We start from the raw sequence: 13,769 nt of genomic DNA, 5'->3' as shown, positions 1-13,769 counted from the left end.
TTACTTGAAATCAGGATTTTTAACATACTATTCACTCAAATCATATCCAATTATAGGACTAATCTTTACCACCTAGTTTCTCATTGATTTTCATCATCACACTAGCAATTTTTTCACCCCAATAAGGGTCTGACGCATATTCCACATTCATACCAGACGCCTTGTTTCCAAGGAAAGTTCTGCCCCTATCGATATAATTTTCCTTAATCCACTTGGTTGCACCTAAAATTCCCTTATCCACATCATCAAATGTCTTGGCAGAAAGGTAAGGGGTCGTATCATAGGCTGTAATTCCAAAGAAATTATTCTTATCTTTGGCAATCTTGCTACGTCCCCAGTCGCTTTCTAAGGCACTATGGGCAAGGAGATAGAGGGCATTGATATGGTAATGTTCTTCGGCTTCCTTAAAGGTAGCTCCCTTATTTTCTAAGAGGCTATTATTAATATTTAACAAACTAAATACCTTATCCAAGTCTTCAGCACTATAGTTTGTAGCCTCTGTCAAATCTTTGAAAAGGAAGGGATTTTCAAGGTTAAAACCATCAAAATGCAGCCCATCTGCCGAATAATATTTCTTGCCTACTTCCATATCAGAAAGATGAGCAGCTACTGGAACACTAGCATTCTGAGCTACATAGTGATAAAAACGATGTCCATCACTCTCATAATAAGGGATAAAATCCTTGCTGGCATCTAGTGCTTGTAAATCTTCTGTTTTCATATAGCCTGACAAACCAGAAATAGTAATAGCCAGGCGCTTGTCATCACTTTTTCTATCCTTATCTAGCCAAACAACACTACCTTGCGATATATATGACAGCTTTTCACCATCTGCATTATAGATATTTGAAGTAACTGGAAGGACCTGATAATAATCAGAGCTAGTCTTGGACTCCTTATGCCACTTTCCATCGTTTCCTAACTGATGACCATCAATAGTCTCATTTTTTGCCATGTAGCCACCGGATTTGAAGTAGTACCAGGCTTGATTTTTAGAATCGTATACCCATTCTTTCTCAGCCATTTTACCATCAGATTTGAGGTAAAACCATGAATCTTTATCCAAAATCCATTCATTTGCTGCCATATAGCCTCCGGATTTTAGATAATAATAGTGACCATTTTCGAAAATCCATTCTTTATCAGCATGATTTCCATTTTCTTTGATATAAAACCAAGATTGGTATTGTTTGTCAAAAAGCCAACCTTGCTGTACTTTGGCACCACTAGCATTCACATAAGCCTGCTCAATCCACTGACTTGTTAGTAAATAACCACCAGATTTAAAATAATAGTCCTTCCCCTTGATTTGGAGCCATTCTTTCTCTGCGTGCTGTCCATCTGCTTTTATATAAAACCAAGCATCATATTGAGAATCATATACCCAGTCTTCTATTACCTTGGTACCTGTAGCACCGACATAGGAAGCTCCTAGCCAAGCATTTCTTTTCATCTTTCCATCTTGATCAAGATAATAAAGGACTCCCTTGTCTTCTATCCATTCTGACTTGGCCATATAGCCACCAGATTTGAGATAAAAATAGTCGTCACCTTGTTTCAGCCATTCATTTTCAGCATAGTTGGCATCTGCTTTGATATAAAACCAAGACTGATAATGAGCATCAAAAACCCACTCATTAGCCGCTTGGTTGCCATCTGCTTTCAGGTATTGTTTTCCTTGCCAAGTACCATCACTTGCCATTACACCCTCTGGACTAGCTAAGAAAAATAGCAGGGCTAAAAAAACAAATCTCAATTTCTTCATTAATTTACTTCCTCTGTTCTTACTCATTTCATTATATCAAAATTCTCTATAATCAACATTACAAACTGATAAAAAATCAAGAACAGATTGATTGCAGTTTACTTCAGAGACTCTTTTACTTCCTTGCGTAGATTTTCTAGACTGCTGATACCATATTTATCCATAACCTTTGGTAAATTTTCGATGATATCAGGACAGGTATATGGATTGGTAAAGTTGGCTGTTCCAACTCCAATAGCAGATGCTCCAGCCATATACATTTCTAGGGCAGCTTCTGCCGAATCCACTCCTCCCATTCCAATGATGGGCAGGTCTGTAGTTTGGGCTACTTGGCGGATAAGTTTGAGAGCTACCGGAAAGACTGCTGGACCAGACATTCCACCTGTTCCATTAGCCAAGATTGGTTTACGAGTTTTGAGGTCAAAGCGCATTCCAACTAGAGTATTGATCATGGTCAAGCCACTTGCCCCCGCATCTTCTGCAGCTTTTGCGACAGTGACGATATCGGTCACACTAGGGGTTAATTTGACATAAACTGGCACATCAGAGGCTTCCACAGCTGCTTTCACCACATCATAAGCTAGATCTGGATCTTGACCAATCAAAAGTCCGTGATTACAGTGGTCAACATTGGGGCAAGAAATATTGAGCTCGATAGCCTTTACATTAGTTGCCTTGGAAATCCCATGAGAAACAGCTGCATACTCTTGTTTTGAAAAACCAGCCACATTAGCGATAATAGGAAGATTTGGATATTCTCTTTCCAGCCAAGGTAACTTTTCAGCCAAAACAACCTCCAAACCCGGATTTTGCAAACCAATTGCATTGAGCATGCCAGCAGGTGTTTCTGCCACCCTTGGAGTTGGATTGCCAAAGCGTGGTTCAAGGGTTGTCGCCTTGATCATAATAGAACCTAAAAGGTCTAAATCATAGTACTTAGCATACTCTTGTCCAAAACCAAAACAGCCTGATGCTGGAATAATCGGATTTTTCAAATCCAAGCCTGGTAGAGAAACTTGTAAACGATTTGTAGTCATGATTTTCTCCTTATAATACAACTGTTCCTGTGCGGAAAACAGGGCCATCTTCACAGACACGTTGGCTGGCCGTCTCGCTTTCTGGCACTTTTAGGACGCAGGCATAGCAAGCTCCCATCCCACAAGCCATACGAGATTCTAGAGATAGATAGGCTCTTGGGTGGTCATAAAAGGTTTGATTGATATACTTCATCATTCCAGGCGCCCCACATGAGTAAACAGCATCAAATTGATTGTCTAAATCCTTGATGACTACAGAGACATTTCCCTTAATACCATAAGAACCATCATCTGTCGTTACAAAGACTTGACCATATTGAGCTAATTCCGTCTCTAAAATAACAGCATTCTTAGTCGCAAAACCGAGAACTGTCACTACTTTCACACCACGCTCATGCAATTCCTTGGCCACCTCAAGCAAGGGAGGAACACCAATTCCTCCACCAACGAGGAGAACCTGGCTCTGCTCATCTAGGTCAGACAAGTCAAAACCATTCCCCTGAGGACCCATCACATCAAGAGTATCCCCCTGATTTAAAGTTGAAAAAATGGCAGTCCCAGCTCCCTCAATCCGATAAATGAGATGACACTGCTTCTTAACCTTATCAATAAACGAAATTGAAATAGGGCGACGCAAGAGATGGGCATCATCAGGAACACGAAGATGAAGAAATTGGCCTGCTCGCATAGCTTCAACCATTTCTCCTTCTAGGACTAATTCAAAGATTGCTGGCGCGATTTCCTCCTGTGCAACCACCTTCATGGTTTCCAAACGAATGGCACCCAAACGTTTCTTACATGTGGGATTCATGACTTTTCCTCCTTAAATTTTAAGGGGATCAGACAAAGAAAAGACCTTGCTAGTGCAAGGCCTCAGTTAAAATCGTACAACACAAGAGAGCACACTCAAAAAGTCTCCTCTAGAAAATTGTATTATTCTTTTATCTGACACCTTGTGAGTCTCTCTGGACTCCCCTTAAAGGTTAAATTTTTATTAGTATACTCTTTCAGCTAAAAAAAGTCAAGTAGAAAACGAACATTCTACTTGACTTCACGAGATTATTTTTCACGAATAACTTCGACTTTGTAGCCATCAGGGTCTTTGACAAAGTAATAGTTAGGTGCAGTTCCTGGTAGGCCATTTGGCTCAGTAACTTCATAACCTTTGGCACTATGCTCTTGATGAAGCGCCTCAAGATCAGGTGTACTGAGGGCGATATGGGCAAAGCCATCTCCAACCACATACGGACCGTGATCGTAGTTATAAGTCAACTCCAACTCATAGTCATCACCCTCAAGACCTAGATAGACAATCGTGAAGGCATGGTCTGGAAAATCTCTGCGACGCAATTCTTTAAATCCAAAAGCATCTTGATAAAATGCAATTGATTTTTCAAGATTTTCTACTCGCAAGCAAGTATGTAGCATTTTTGAAGCCATTTTTTCTCCTTTATTTTTAAAAAGACTGGGACAATCCTGTTCCAGTCTTATCAGTTATTATTTACCAAGTTTTGCTTTAGCTGCATCTGCAAGAGCTGTGAAAGCTGCTGCATCGTTAACAGCCAAGTCAGCAAGCATTTTACGGTTAACTTCGATCTCAGCCAATTTCAAACCATGCATCAATTGTGAGTATGAAAGTCCGTTCATACGAGCTGCCGCGTTGATACGAGTGATCCACAATTTGCGGAAGTCACGTTTTTTCTGACGACGGTCACGGTATGCATAGTAGTAAGAGTTCATTACTTGTTCTTTTGCAGTACGGAACAAGATGTGTTTAGCTCCATAGTAACCTTTTGCTAATTTAAGAATACGTTTACGACGTTTGCGTGATACAACGCCACCTTTAACACGTGCCATGTTTTATTTCCTCCAAATATTTCCTAGAATTGTTTACTTACAGTCAAGCTATTATTTCAAGCGAGTAAGCATTGCTTTGATACGTTTGTAATCTCCTGAATGCACCATAGATGCTTTACGAAGATGACGACGTTGTTTCTTAGTTTTTCCGTGGAAACGGTGAGAAGTGTAAGCACGGAAACGTTTAAGTCCACCAGAACCTGTACGTTTGAAACGTTTAGCTGATGCGCGGTGTGTTTTTTGTTTTGGCATGATTTTTTCTCCTTTATTTAACTTTCTGACAATTATTTTTTGTCAGTCGCTGGCGCCAATTGCATGAACATTTGACGTCCATCCATTTTAGCACGTTGTTCGATGATGGCAATATCTTGAGTTGCTTCAGCAAACTCGGCTAAAACTTTTGCACCAATCTCTTTATGGGTAATCATACGACCCTTAAAGCGAATAGATACCTTAACTTTATTTCCTTTTTCAAGGAATTTGCGTGCATTGCGAAGTTTTGTATCAAAGTCACCCTTGTCAATAGTTGGACTTAGACGAACTTCTTTCACAGTAACAACACTTTGTTTTTTACGTTGTTCTTTTTGCTTCTTCTGGTACTCAAATTTGAACTTACCGTAGTCCATAATTTTTGCAACAGGCGGTTTGGCTTGGGGTTGAATCAATACTAGGTCAACATTAGCGTTATCAGCCAAAGCTTGCGCTTCACTGAGTGGCTTGATGCCTAGCTGTTCTCCTTCAAGACCAATCAAGCGAACTTCACGTACACGAATCTCATCATTGATGAATAAGTCTTGCTTTGCTATGGTTTTCACCTCTTTTGTTTTATTAGAGAAAAACAATAGCGGACTCGTAATAATACAAGCCCGCACGTTATGATAGCGTTTCTTAGAAACTTTTCATCCGTAGGGCCAGGCAACTTAATGTCACAAGGCGAGAAGCTCTCACTTCTGCTTTTCTCAACTTTTATATGATACCAAGTTTTCTAGCTCTTGTCAAGATAAAAAGTTATTTTTTTGAAAAGTTTGTGTTTGTATTTTGGCTTGGTTTTCGAATCAAAAAGAGAGAATCAAGTTGATTCCCTCTCTGTATTAGTTTTTCCACACCTTCCCTATGGGAATGCTAAAACCTATTAAAAACTTCCTTTTTACGTGAACTTCCCAATCTTTCGATAAATAGAATCCCCACTAACAAAAGGATAATCAGGCAAGGAAGTAAGACCATCCCCATGTCCCAATTTAGATTGACATTATCAATCCGCTTAGGTAATCTTCCAGATAAAATCTCCACTGAACGCAAGTAAGTAAAGGGAATCAGATGTGCAATCTTTTGAAGAGGCTGGATTGTTTGGATGCCAAACAATAAGCCAACAATCCCAATGAGTGAAAGAAAGAGGACAGGCATTTTTTGCTTGAAAAAGTAAGCAATCAAGTACACTACTTCCACAATGACGATAAAGGCTAAGAAAGCTAATAACAAGCCAGGAAATAACATATCTTGTATCTTTCCAATAGTTACCTCTTGATTCACTAAGCTATAAATCGGGTAGGGATAATCTAACTGTCCAAAACCACTTATCAGACTTCCCACTAGAAAAGAAAATCCGCTGATTCCGATAAACAGCACACTTACATAGCCCACTCCAACTCCAAGGGAGGACATGGCAAATGCCACTTTTGAAAAAGGATATAACTGAGCTGTGTCCAGATGATTTTGATATCTTTCTGCAAATAGTTGCGTTAGCATAAAAATAATAGCAATCACAAACAAGGTTGGGATGATAGCCTCTAAAATCCAGATAATCTGATCAATCCCGTGGGTCGGAAACTCCAAAGTATGTGCTTTTATGTTCAAGGGATACAGGGCTTGGTAAATCTTTCTTTGGCGGTCAACCGCCATTTTAAAGTCAGAGCTAACAGTCGGGTTATTTGATATCCTTTCATAATTCTTCTCTTCATCTTGCCACTGCAAATAGTAGGCTTCTTTCCATCGCCCTTCTTTTAATAAAGTCAGAATTTCTGTCTTTTGAGTCGAATGATTTTTTTGCGATTCTAAATTAATTTTAGCAATCTGGTATTCCTCCGAGTTGGTATCAGATATTTGGGAGAGTTCCTCTTCATATTCATTGATGACTCTCTCATTTTTTACAAGATAGGTTTCCAACTCGCTCTCCAAGCTGTGTGAGTTTGCAGTCCGACTATTTAAATAAAAGGTAACACCGAGTCCAGATACAAATAAAGCTAAGATAATCCAGTTTAAGCGACTTTTGAAAACTTTTTTTAATAAAAATAGACTAACATCTTTCATAAACTAAACCTCTTCTATTTGCCCCTGGTGAATGGTTACTACTCTATCGCAGACATCAAGCAACTCTTCCTTATAGTGGGAACTTAAAAGAACCAGCTGTTCTTGTCTATCGATTTGTGCTAGCCTATCAAAAAACTTCTGTCGATAATACTCATCTAAGCCATTTGTAATCTCATCCATAAGCCAGCATTTGGCCTGACTGAGGAAATACATAGCAATCACCAAGCGTTGCTTCATGCCTAAGGAATACTTGCGAATGGGAAGGCTGATATAGTCAGACATTTCCCAGTAATCAATTTCATCCCCCAAGTTCAGCCCTGACTTCCAGATGTTCTTGATCAGGCGAAGATAGTCCATCCCACTTAAGTTTCCATCCAGCCATTCAATGCTTTCATAATAAAATAAAGAAGGAGGGACTACAATATTTCCACTACTTATAGGAATTAAATTGCTAATGGCGCGGAACAGTGTCGTCTTTCCAGAGCCATTGATAGCAAGAATACCATAAATCCTACCCTTTTCAAATGTAAAATCAACATCTTGTAAGATGACTTGTCGCGTTTTTAAGGTCACATGAGTAAGCTGCAACATATCTAGCCCTCCTTTTTGGATTAATAGCCTCCGCTGTAGTAGTTTAGTACCTCATAACGATTGTAATTTCAGCCAGAACCAACTTTATACTCTGAATAGCTGTCATAACGAGACCATAACAGGGGATTAATATAGTTATATCTCTGGCAATTCATACTAGACTTATTGTAGGTATTCCAATAATACCTATAACTTTTAGTGACTGTCAAAGCAGATACACTGGACAAAAAAAGACCAATAATCATAAACTAACTAATTAAACGATTTTTACTAATTTTTAATGATTTTATATCATCAATATTGAAGACGCTTTTATTATATCGTTTTTATCATTATTATGCAACAGATTTTTAGTTTATTTTACTAATATATAATATTTGTCCTTCCTATCGAACGCTTTCTATTTTCCAACTATTCCACCCTTTAAAGCGTATAGCTCCCTGCTGGTCAGTTCGGTAAACTTTACTGTTGATACCTTCCAGTCGGGTCAAGGTTTCCTGATGGGGGAGTTTCGTTCGATTGTTCTTTCCAACTGAAATGAGAGTCATCTCTGGTTTGAGCTGTTCTAGAAAGGCTGAACTTGGTGATTTTTTAGAGCCATGTTGGCTAGCTTTCAAAACATCCACTTCTAGGTCAGGATACTGCTTCAACAAGTCCTTCTCTCCTTTCTCCTCCAAATTTCCTGTGAAGAGAAAGTACTTATCCAAAAGTTTCCCATACAGAACTAGGGAATCATCATAACCTCCGTCTCCCATTTTCCTTGGAGATAGGACTTCTAAGTGACTTCCAAAAATTGGCAATTTCTCTCCTGCTGTCACACTTCGTACCTTGGTTTGAGTCGCCTGCAGTTCTTCCACAAATTCCTTCTGTTTCAGACTGCCTTTTGATACTAAGATCTCCCCTACATGGAATGCATTGGTCACCTCCAACAAATCGCCAACATGCTCCTTGTCCGTATTTGTCAAAATTAGCTGGTCAATCTTGGCCACTCCTCGACTTTTAAGATAGGGTATCAAGGTGCGCTGGGCATTGCTGGTCGTCGCCTTTTCTTGCCATTTTTCGATTTTCTTATCAGATTCTGCCTTGCCACCTACATCTATGAGAATGGTTTTCCCAGTTACATCCCGTAGGAAAATACTTTCCCCCTGCCCAACATCCAGCATGGTGATTTCATTTTCCAGTGGATACTTGGTCAAGAAAAAGAGACCTGTAATCAAGAAGCTCAACACTGCTAGCCTTTTAATGTTTTTCCTCAAATCATAGACTAAAGCCAAGGAAATTAACAATAAAATTAAAAGCCACGCATTGGGTTGTCCAAAGACCAGAGGTCTACTTGCCACCTGTGATACAAAGCGAATCATCCCCTCCAACCATTCAAAAATAAAATTCAGCTGAATGACTGGATAGAGAAAGGAAAGGGCAAATAAGATAGACAAGAGCGGTAAGAAGACCAAGTCAAAAAGAAAGGAAAAGACAAAGGTCAAGAGGATGGACCAAGGTTGAAATTCCGCAAAATAGAAGGATAGAATGGGTAATATTCCCAAAGAAATAACCAGACTTTCTCTGGCAATAGCCTTAAACCCCTCCCCTTCTTTACTGGTCATGGTCAAGATAAAAGCATAAGCACATGACAAAACTCCTCCTGCCGTCAGGAAAAAGTTAGGCATAATGATAAAGAGTACAAGGACCGTCAAGGCAAAATTATCCAAGCCCTTAACACCATGTTGAGCCAGTAACTTTTGCAAAAGACTGCGAATGACTGATGCTGAAAATCCTGTCAGCCCTGCATAGATAAGGGAAAAGGGATAGGTCAGCCATTTCAACTTTTCTTGGGTCAAGCCTAATCGCAAGAGGAGTTTCTTAAAGCCATCCATGAAAAAGCCTACCTGCATACCCGACAAGGCAAAGAGGTGGATAATTCCTAGACTAGAATAAAGCTCGTTCATCTCCTCAAAGTCGGTGTCCAGATGTCCTAACAAGAGCCCTGTCATGTAATTGCGCATAGGGTCTGGAAAATGTGTCTTAATCCAAACCACAGCCTTTCGGCGTAAACTGGATAGGTTTTCTCCTATATCCCAACTGCTAACCTGTTTAAGGGACTGGATTTTTTTGATATTGAGTGTCTGGTAAATTCCCTGAGTCTTCAGATAGGCTTGGTAGTCAAAGCCACCAAAATTTCTCTGCCCTTCTGGCTCTGATAGTTTTCCTTCAAGTTCCAAATCATGAAGGGCTGTTAAAGCTTGAAAGGCTTCTTTCTCCTCCTCGGACTGGAGTTTATAATAAACTTGAAAAATGCGTCCATCAGACTTGCCACGAAAGGACAGACTATCACCATTGACCTTAATAGTGTCTGGTAAAATCCGTACCCTTTCAACAGAATCCTCTAGGTTTTGACCAGCTTGAATCTGTTGCCAATTTTGAAACAGAAACCAGAAACCAAAGATTCCACAAAGCACTAGAACTTTGCTAGCAGATCTCCAAGGAAATTGTACAAAGAGACAGACTAGCAAAAAAATAAAGCCGAGCAAAGCGAGATAGGATCCTGAGAAAATAGCGTAATAAAGCCAAAGTAACAGAAAACTCAGGTAAATGAGGGGAATGGGGAACTTCTTAATCCACTGTAACATAGTCTTTTAGCTTTTCTATTGTTTTGGCACCAATGCCAGAGACCTTCTTGAGCTCGTCTACTGACTTGAACTTGCCATTTGCCTCACGATGGTCGATAATGTCCTGAGCTCGTTTGCCACCTAATCCCTTGACCTGCTTGAGTTCTTCCAGACTTGCCTTGTTGAGATTGACCTTCTTTTCTTTGCTTGTTGAAGAAGTCGGCCCAGAACCTGCCTGTTGACTAGCTAATTCTTCTCCCTTAGTTGGAACGTAAACCAAAGCCTCATCACTGACTTTCTGAGCTAGATTAAGCGACTTGCTGTCTGCTTGCTCTGTCAAGCCACCCGCCTTTTGAACAGCGTCATTGACCCGACTACCTACAGGCAAATCATAAATTCCAGGTGCTTTAACAGCGCCTTTTACATCTACTGTGATTAGATCTTGTTCAACAGGTTCTTCCTTTTTTTCCTTCTTCACATCCTTTTCGATCGATGAATCCTTGGAAACAGCTGCAACTTCTGCCTGCAAATTCGTTTCCTTGACAGGTGTTTGTGGAGCTGGCTTTAGCAGGAAAAATCCGCCTACAAGCAAGCCCAGACCAGTACAGATGACAATGATTCTATACTCTTTGATTTTCTCGATAATTGCTTCCATATTTTCTCCTCTCTTAGATTATTCGTAAGAGGATGAAAAAACAGTTGAAAATTTCTTCTCAACTGCTTATTTATTTGTAAAATAATCTTCCTTGGTCAAAACATAATGAACTCTTGTAACGATTCGGCCTTCTTCATGCTGGTCCATACAAGCATAAGCTTCTTCGTGGGAAAAACGCATTCCTGATTTCTCCATGACCTTTCCTGACGCAGGATTATCCTTATCGTGTAAAGCAACTAACTTATTCATTCCTATCTTCTCAAAAGCTAGCTCAATTACGGCACGATTGGCTTCTGTCGTCAATCCTTGATTCCAATACTTTTTATTGATAATGTAGCCAATAGCTGCCTTCTTAAGAACAGGATCAATCTTATGCAAGTCAATGGTTCCAATAAACTGACCATTGCATTTCAGTTCAATTCCCCACCGGCCTAACGGATTGGCCAAGTAGAACTGAGCAATATTATTTTGAGTTTCTTCCAAGCTTTGATTGGTTGGAAAAGTGTAGCGCGTATTTTCTATGTCCGAGGCATAGTCAAACATTTCTTCCGCATCATCCAAAGTTACAGGTCTAAGCAATAAACGCTCAGTCTCGACTATGGGATACTGAGATAGTTTTAAAAAGATTGATTCCATAGGATTCCACCACTTGAAAAGTTTCTAACTAATATAAGGATATTGAATGAAACATGTAAAAAGCAAACTTATACTTGGTATTGAGATAATTTTAAGTACAAAAGAACTATCCTTCAGACAGAGGTTGAGACTCTAATTCTTCATGCTCTTCATTTTTAATTGGAGCTGGTTCATAAGCTCGGATAATCTGAGCGACAACTGGATGGCGAACCACATCCTTGGCTGAAAAATGAACAAAGTCAATCTGGTGAATGCTCTTGAGCTTTTCTTGGGCATCAATCAAACCGGACTTGACGTTACGCGGAAGGTCAATCTGACTGATATCTCCATTGACAATCATCTTAGAATTAAAACCTAAACGAGTCAAAAACATCTTCATCTGCATGATGGTCGTATTTTGCGCCTCGTCGAGAATGACAAAGGCATCATCCAAGGTTCGTCCACGCATATAGGCAAGAGGTGCAATCTCGATAATTTCACGCTCCATGAGACGAGTCGTTTGGTCTTTGCCCAGAATCTGATACAAGGCATCATAAACAGGTCTAAGGTAAGGATCTACCTTCTCCTTAAGATCACCCGGAAGAAAACCTAGACTCTCGCCTGCTTCCACTGCCGGGCGTGTTAGGATAATCCGCTTGACCTGCCCACGTTTAAGGGCAGTCACTGCCAAGGTCACTGCAAGGAAGGTCTTCCCTGTACCTGCTGGCCCAATTCCAAAGGTCACATCGTGCTGTTTAACACTGTCCACATAAAGTTTTTGACCCAGTGTTTTGACACGGATAGGTTTCCCTGTATTATCCTTGATGATTTCTTCTTCGTAAAGGGCGACAAACTTGTCGATTTCATCGTTTTTGACCATGCTAATTGCAGTCACCACATCTGGCGTACCAACGGTCATCCCACGGTTCACCAAGACCATGAGAGCTTGAATAACCTGACGGGCTTCCTCACAAGCAGCCTCTTCTCCCAAAACCTGGACAATCTCCGTACGAGCATGAATCACCACATCAAGCTCTTCTTCCATCAAACGAAGATGGCGTTCATTGGAACCAAAAAGATGAAACAGGTCATCTGGATGACTCAGTTGAATGTCTATTGAATGTTCCTTCAAATAAAGAACCTCTCTAATCCTTTTATTTCTTTTTATTATAGCAAAGGGGTGGAGAAATTACTAGCCCAAACCCAATGAATCATGCTAGTGTTCTAAGTATTCTTGCCAGATGGCGTCAAAGTCTCCTAGGTTAAAAGAGAAACTGGCATGTTCCTCTAAAAAGCGACTCACCTCATCAAAATCATCTATGTGTTTTGGAAAGGCTGATTCTTCAAAAGCGAGGTCTGCCAAGATAGCCTTGGGACTGTTACTTTTAGGATTGCGCTCGGTCATGAGCCAAGTGTAAAATGATTTTCTCATAAATCTCCCTAAATCAACTCTGTCCCAAACTGGTCTTGCTTGATTTTACCAGCCTTCATTAAGCCACCAAGTGCCTTTTTAAACTGACCTTTAGAAATACCAAAGGTAGCCTTGATGTCATCAGGAGATGATTTATCATTTAAGGTCATGAAACCGCCATTGCTTTCCAAGTAAGTCAAAATCATCTGGGCATCATTTTCCAACATCTCAAAGGAACGTGGTTTGAGGGAGAGGTTCAAGGTGCGGTCCACTTCACGAAAACCAATGACACGCGCATCTAATACTTGCCCCAAACGTGGCTCTGCGTAACGCTCGCTAGGATGGATAAAGCCAAGCATGTTATTTTCTGGCAGGTAAACAAAAGTTCCTGACAGCTTGAGACGGTATACAATGGCTGGCCAATTTTGGTTCTGCATGTTGTTGTAGGCAGGACGAGCCAGACGTTGGAAATCTTCTTGATAAGCCAAGAGACCCCAGATACGGTCTTTCTTGTCCACTTCAAGACGGATGTAGAGTTGGTCGCCCTTCTTAGGCCAGAGTTCCTTGAGCTCAGGGAGGATATCGAGTGACACAACGATTTCTTTATCAGGAAGGCCTGTATCCACAAAGACACCCAAGTCTTTACGAACTTCCGTTACAGTTCCCCAACCAAATTGGTCCTGAGTGGCAGTCACTTCTAAGGTTGTCAGGCGGAGTTTTTGCTTCATATCTGTATAGGCGAAACCTTTGACCGTATCCCCTACTGTATGTTGACCTTCTTCCTTAGCAAGAGCATAGGTTTGACCATCCTTTTGCACAAAGTAAAAACGGTCATTTTCATCGATGATGAGTCCAACGATAAAACTTGCAAGATTTGTATTCATATTTCCTTCTTTCGAATAAAACTCAGCCAGCAATGCCAACT

General features: G+C 40.4%; 15 protein-coding genes and 1 other annotated feature. All 15 genes read right to left on the bottom strand.

The genetic code is table 11. The features are described from left to right. Nucleotides 1-58: 58 nt before the first annotated feature. The gene (locus TZ90_RS03375; RefSeq protein ID WP_045611472.1) at nucleotides 59-1,765 is read right to left on the bottom strand and encodes a glucosaminidase domain-containing protein; all 1,707 of its coding nucleotides are present in this window, start codon (nucleotides 1,763-1,765) and stop codon (nucleotides 59-61) included. 98 nt (nucleotides 1,766-1,863) lie between these two features. Continuing rightward, nucleotides 1,864-2,850: a dihydroorotate dehydrogenase gene (locus TZ90_RS03370; RefSeq protein WP_200893274.1), complete on the bottom strand. Its 987-nt coding sequence runs from the start codon at nucleotides 2,848-2,850 to the stop codon at nucleotides 1,864-1,866. Further along, nucleotides 2,813-3,613, bottom strand: a complete 801-nt coding sequence (locus TZ90_RS03365) for a dihydroorotate dehydrogenase electron transfer subunit (protein WP_045611468.1) — start codon at nucleotides 3,611-3,613, stop codon at nucleotides 2,813-2,815. Before TZ90_RS03365 ends, TZ90_RS03370 begins: the two co-directional genes overlap by 38 nt. A gap of 248 nt (nucleotides 3,614-3,861) precedes the next feature. After that, nucleotides 3,862-4,242 (bottom strand): lactoylglutathione lyase, encoded by a 381-nt coding sequence (gloA, locus tag TZ90_RS03360; protein WP_000157153.1) that lies wholly within the window; start codon nucleotides 4,240-4,242, stop codon nucleotides 3,862-3,864. A gap of 57 nt (nucleotides 4,243-4,299) precedes the next feature. After that, entirely contained in the window at nucleotides 4,300-4,659 is a 360-nt protein-coding gene (rplT, locus tag TZ90_RS03355) for a 50S ribosomal protein L20 (RefSeq protein ID WP_000124834.1), read from the bottom strand. Between the two features lie 51 nt (nucleotides 4,660-4,710). Further along, nucleotides 4,711-4,911, bottom strand: a complete 201-nt coding sequence (gene rpmI, locus TZ90_RS03350) for a 50S ribosomal protein L35 (RefSeq protein WP_001125943.1) — start codon at nucleotides 4,909-4,911, stop codon at nucleotides 4,711-4,713. 32 nt (nucleotides 4,912-4,943) lie between these two features. Continuing rightward, nucleotides 4,944-5,474, bottom strand: a complete 531-nt coding sequence (gene infC / locus TZ90_RS03345) for a translation initiation factor IF-3 (RefSeq protein WP_000848180.1) — start codon at nucleotides 5,472-5,474, stop codon at nucleotides 4,944-4,946. Nucleotides 5,475-5,489: 15 nt separating this feature from the next. Beyond that, nucleotides 5,490-5,621, bottom strand: a sequence feature (ribosomal protein L20 leader region). Between the two features lie 160 nt (nucleotides 5,622-5,781). Then, nucleotides 5,782-6,966 carry a membrane protein gene (locus tag TZ90_RS03340; RefSeq protein WP_045611466.1) on the bottom strand — a complete coding sequence of 395 codons (1,185 nt, stop codon included), beginning with the start codon at nucleotides 6,964-6,966 and terminating at the stop codon, nucleotides 5,782-5,784. 3 nt (nucleotides 6,967-6,969) lie between these two features. Further along, nucleotides 6,970-7,557: an ATP-binding cassette domain-containing protein gene (locus tag TZ90_RS03335; RefSeq protein ID WP_045611465.1), complete on the bottom strand. Its 588-nt coding sequence runs from the start codon at nucleotides 7,555-7,557 to the stop codon at nucleotides 6,970-6,972. A 386-nt stretch (nucleotides 7,558-7,943) separates the two neighbouring features. After that, a complete protein-coding gene (locus tag TZ90_RS03330; protein WP_045611464.1) occupies nucleotides 7,944-10,184 on the bottom strand; it encodes a DNA internalization-related competence protein ComEC/Rec2 in 2,241 nt (746 codons plus the stop codon). Then, nucleotides 10,168-10,818: a helix-hairpin-helix domain-containing protein gene (locus tag TZ90_RS03325; RefSeq protein ID WP_045611462.1), complete on the bottom strand. Its 651-nt coding sequence runs from the start codon at nucleotides 10,816-10,818 to the stop codon at nucleotides 10,168-10,170. Before TZ90_RS03325 ends, TZ90_RS03330 begins: the two co-directional genes overlap by 17 nt. A 66-nt stretch (nucleotides 10,819-10,884) precedes the next feature. Then, entirely contained in the window at nucleotides 10,885-11,454 is a 570-nt protein-coding gene (locus TZ90_RS03320) for a GNAT family N-acetyltransferase (protein WP_045611460.1), read from the bottom strand. A 106-nt stretch (nucleotides 11,455-11,560) separates the two neighbouring features. After that, nucleotides 11,561-12,565 carry a PhoH family protein gene (locus TZ90_RS03315; RefSeq protein WP_045611458.1) on the bottom strand — a complete coding sequence of 335 codons (1,005 nt, stop codon included), beginning with the start codon at nucleotides 12,563-12,565 and terminating at the stop codon, nucleotides 11,561-11,563. Nucleotides 12,566-12,649: 84 nt separating this feature from the next. Next, nucleotides 12,650-12,865, bottom strand: coding sequence for a YozE family protein (locus TZ90_RS03310; RefSeq protein WP_045611457.1), 216 nt, complete (start codon nucleotides 12,863-12,865; stop codon nucleotides 12,650-12,652). 8 nt (nucleotides 12,866-12,873) lie between these two features. Next, nucleotides 12,874-13,728 (bottom strand): RNA-binding virulence regulatory protein CvfB, encoded by an 855-nt coding sequence (cvfB, locus tag TZ90_RS03305; protein ID WP_001095459.1) that lies wholly within the window; start codon nucleotides 13,726-13,728, stop codon nucleotides 12,874-12,876. Nucleotides 13,729-13,769: the final 41 nt, after the last annotated feature.

The organism is Streptococcus mitis, from assembly GCF_000960005.1.
In the GTDB taxonomy this organism is placed as follows: domain Bacteria; phylum Bacillota; class Bacilli; order Lactobacillales; family Streptococcaceae; genus Streptococcus; species Streptococcus mitis_CK.
The sequence above is the reverse complement of the archived record's forward strand: the minus strand, read 5'-3'. Positions and strand labels throughout refer to the sequence as shown.

What these genes read in the sequence shown, in the direction of transcription:
- rpmI (WP_001125943.1), bottom strand. Translation starts at nt 4,911, where the DNA reads ATGCCAAAACAAAAAACACACCGCGCATCAGCTAAACGTTTCAAACGT.
- TZ90_RS03335 (WP_045611465.1), bottom strand. Translation starts at nt 7,557, where the DNA reads ATGTTGCAGCTTACTCATGTGACCTTAAAAACGCGACAAGTCATCTTA.
- rplT (WP_000124834.1), bottom strand. Translation starts at nt 4,659, where the DNA reads ATGGCACGTGTTAAAGGTGGCGTTGTATCACGCAAACGTCGTAAACGT.
- TZ90_RS03330 (WP_045611464.1), bottom strand. Translation starts at nt 10,184, where the DNA reads ATGTTACAGTGGATTAAGAAGTTCCCCATTCCCCTCATTTACCTGAGT.
- TZ90_RS03370 (WP_200893274.1), bottom strand. Translation starts at nt 2,850, where the DNA reads ATGGCCCTGTTTTCCGCACAGGAACAGTTGTATTATAAGGAGAAAATC.
- TZ90_RS03325 (WP_045611462.1), bottom strand. Translation starts at nt 10,818, where the DNA reads ATGGAAGCAATTATCGAGAAAATCAAAGAGTATAGAATCATTGTCATC.
- TZ90_RS03320 (WP_045611460.1), bottom strand. Translation starts at nt 11,454, where the DNA reads ATGGAATCAATCTTTTTAAAACTATCTCAGTATCCCATAGTCGAGACT.
- TZ90_RS03375 (WP_045611472.1), bottom strand. Translation starts at nt 1,765, where the DNA reads ATGAAGAAATTGAGATTTGTTTTTTTAGCCCTGCTATTTTTCTTAGCT.
- cvfB (WP_001095459.1), bottom strand. Translation starts at nt 13,728, where the DNA reads ATGAATACAAATCTTGCAAGTTTTATCGTTGGACTCATCATCGATGAA.
- gloA (WP_000157153.1), bottom strand. Translation starts at nt 4,242, where the DNA reads ATGGCTTCAAAAATGCTACATACTTGCTTGCGAGTAGAAAATCTTGAA.
- TZ90_RS03310 (WP_045611457.1), bottom strand. Translation starts at nt 12,865, where the DNA reads ATGAGAAAATCATTTTACACTTGGCTCATGACCGAGCGCAATCCTAAA.
- TZ90_RS03340 (WP_045611466.1), bottom strand. Translation starts at nt 6,966, where the DNA reads ATGAAAGATGTTAGTCTATTTTTATTAAAAAAAGTTTTCAAAAGTCGC.
- TZ90_RS03365 (WP_045611468.1), bottom strand. Translation starts at nt 3,613, where the DNA reads ATGAATCCCACATGTAAGAAACGTTTGGGTGCCATTCGTTTGGAAACC.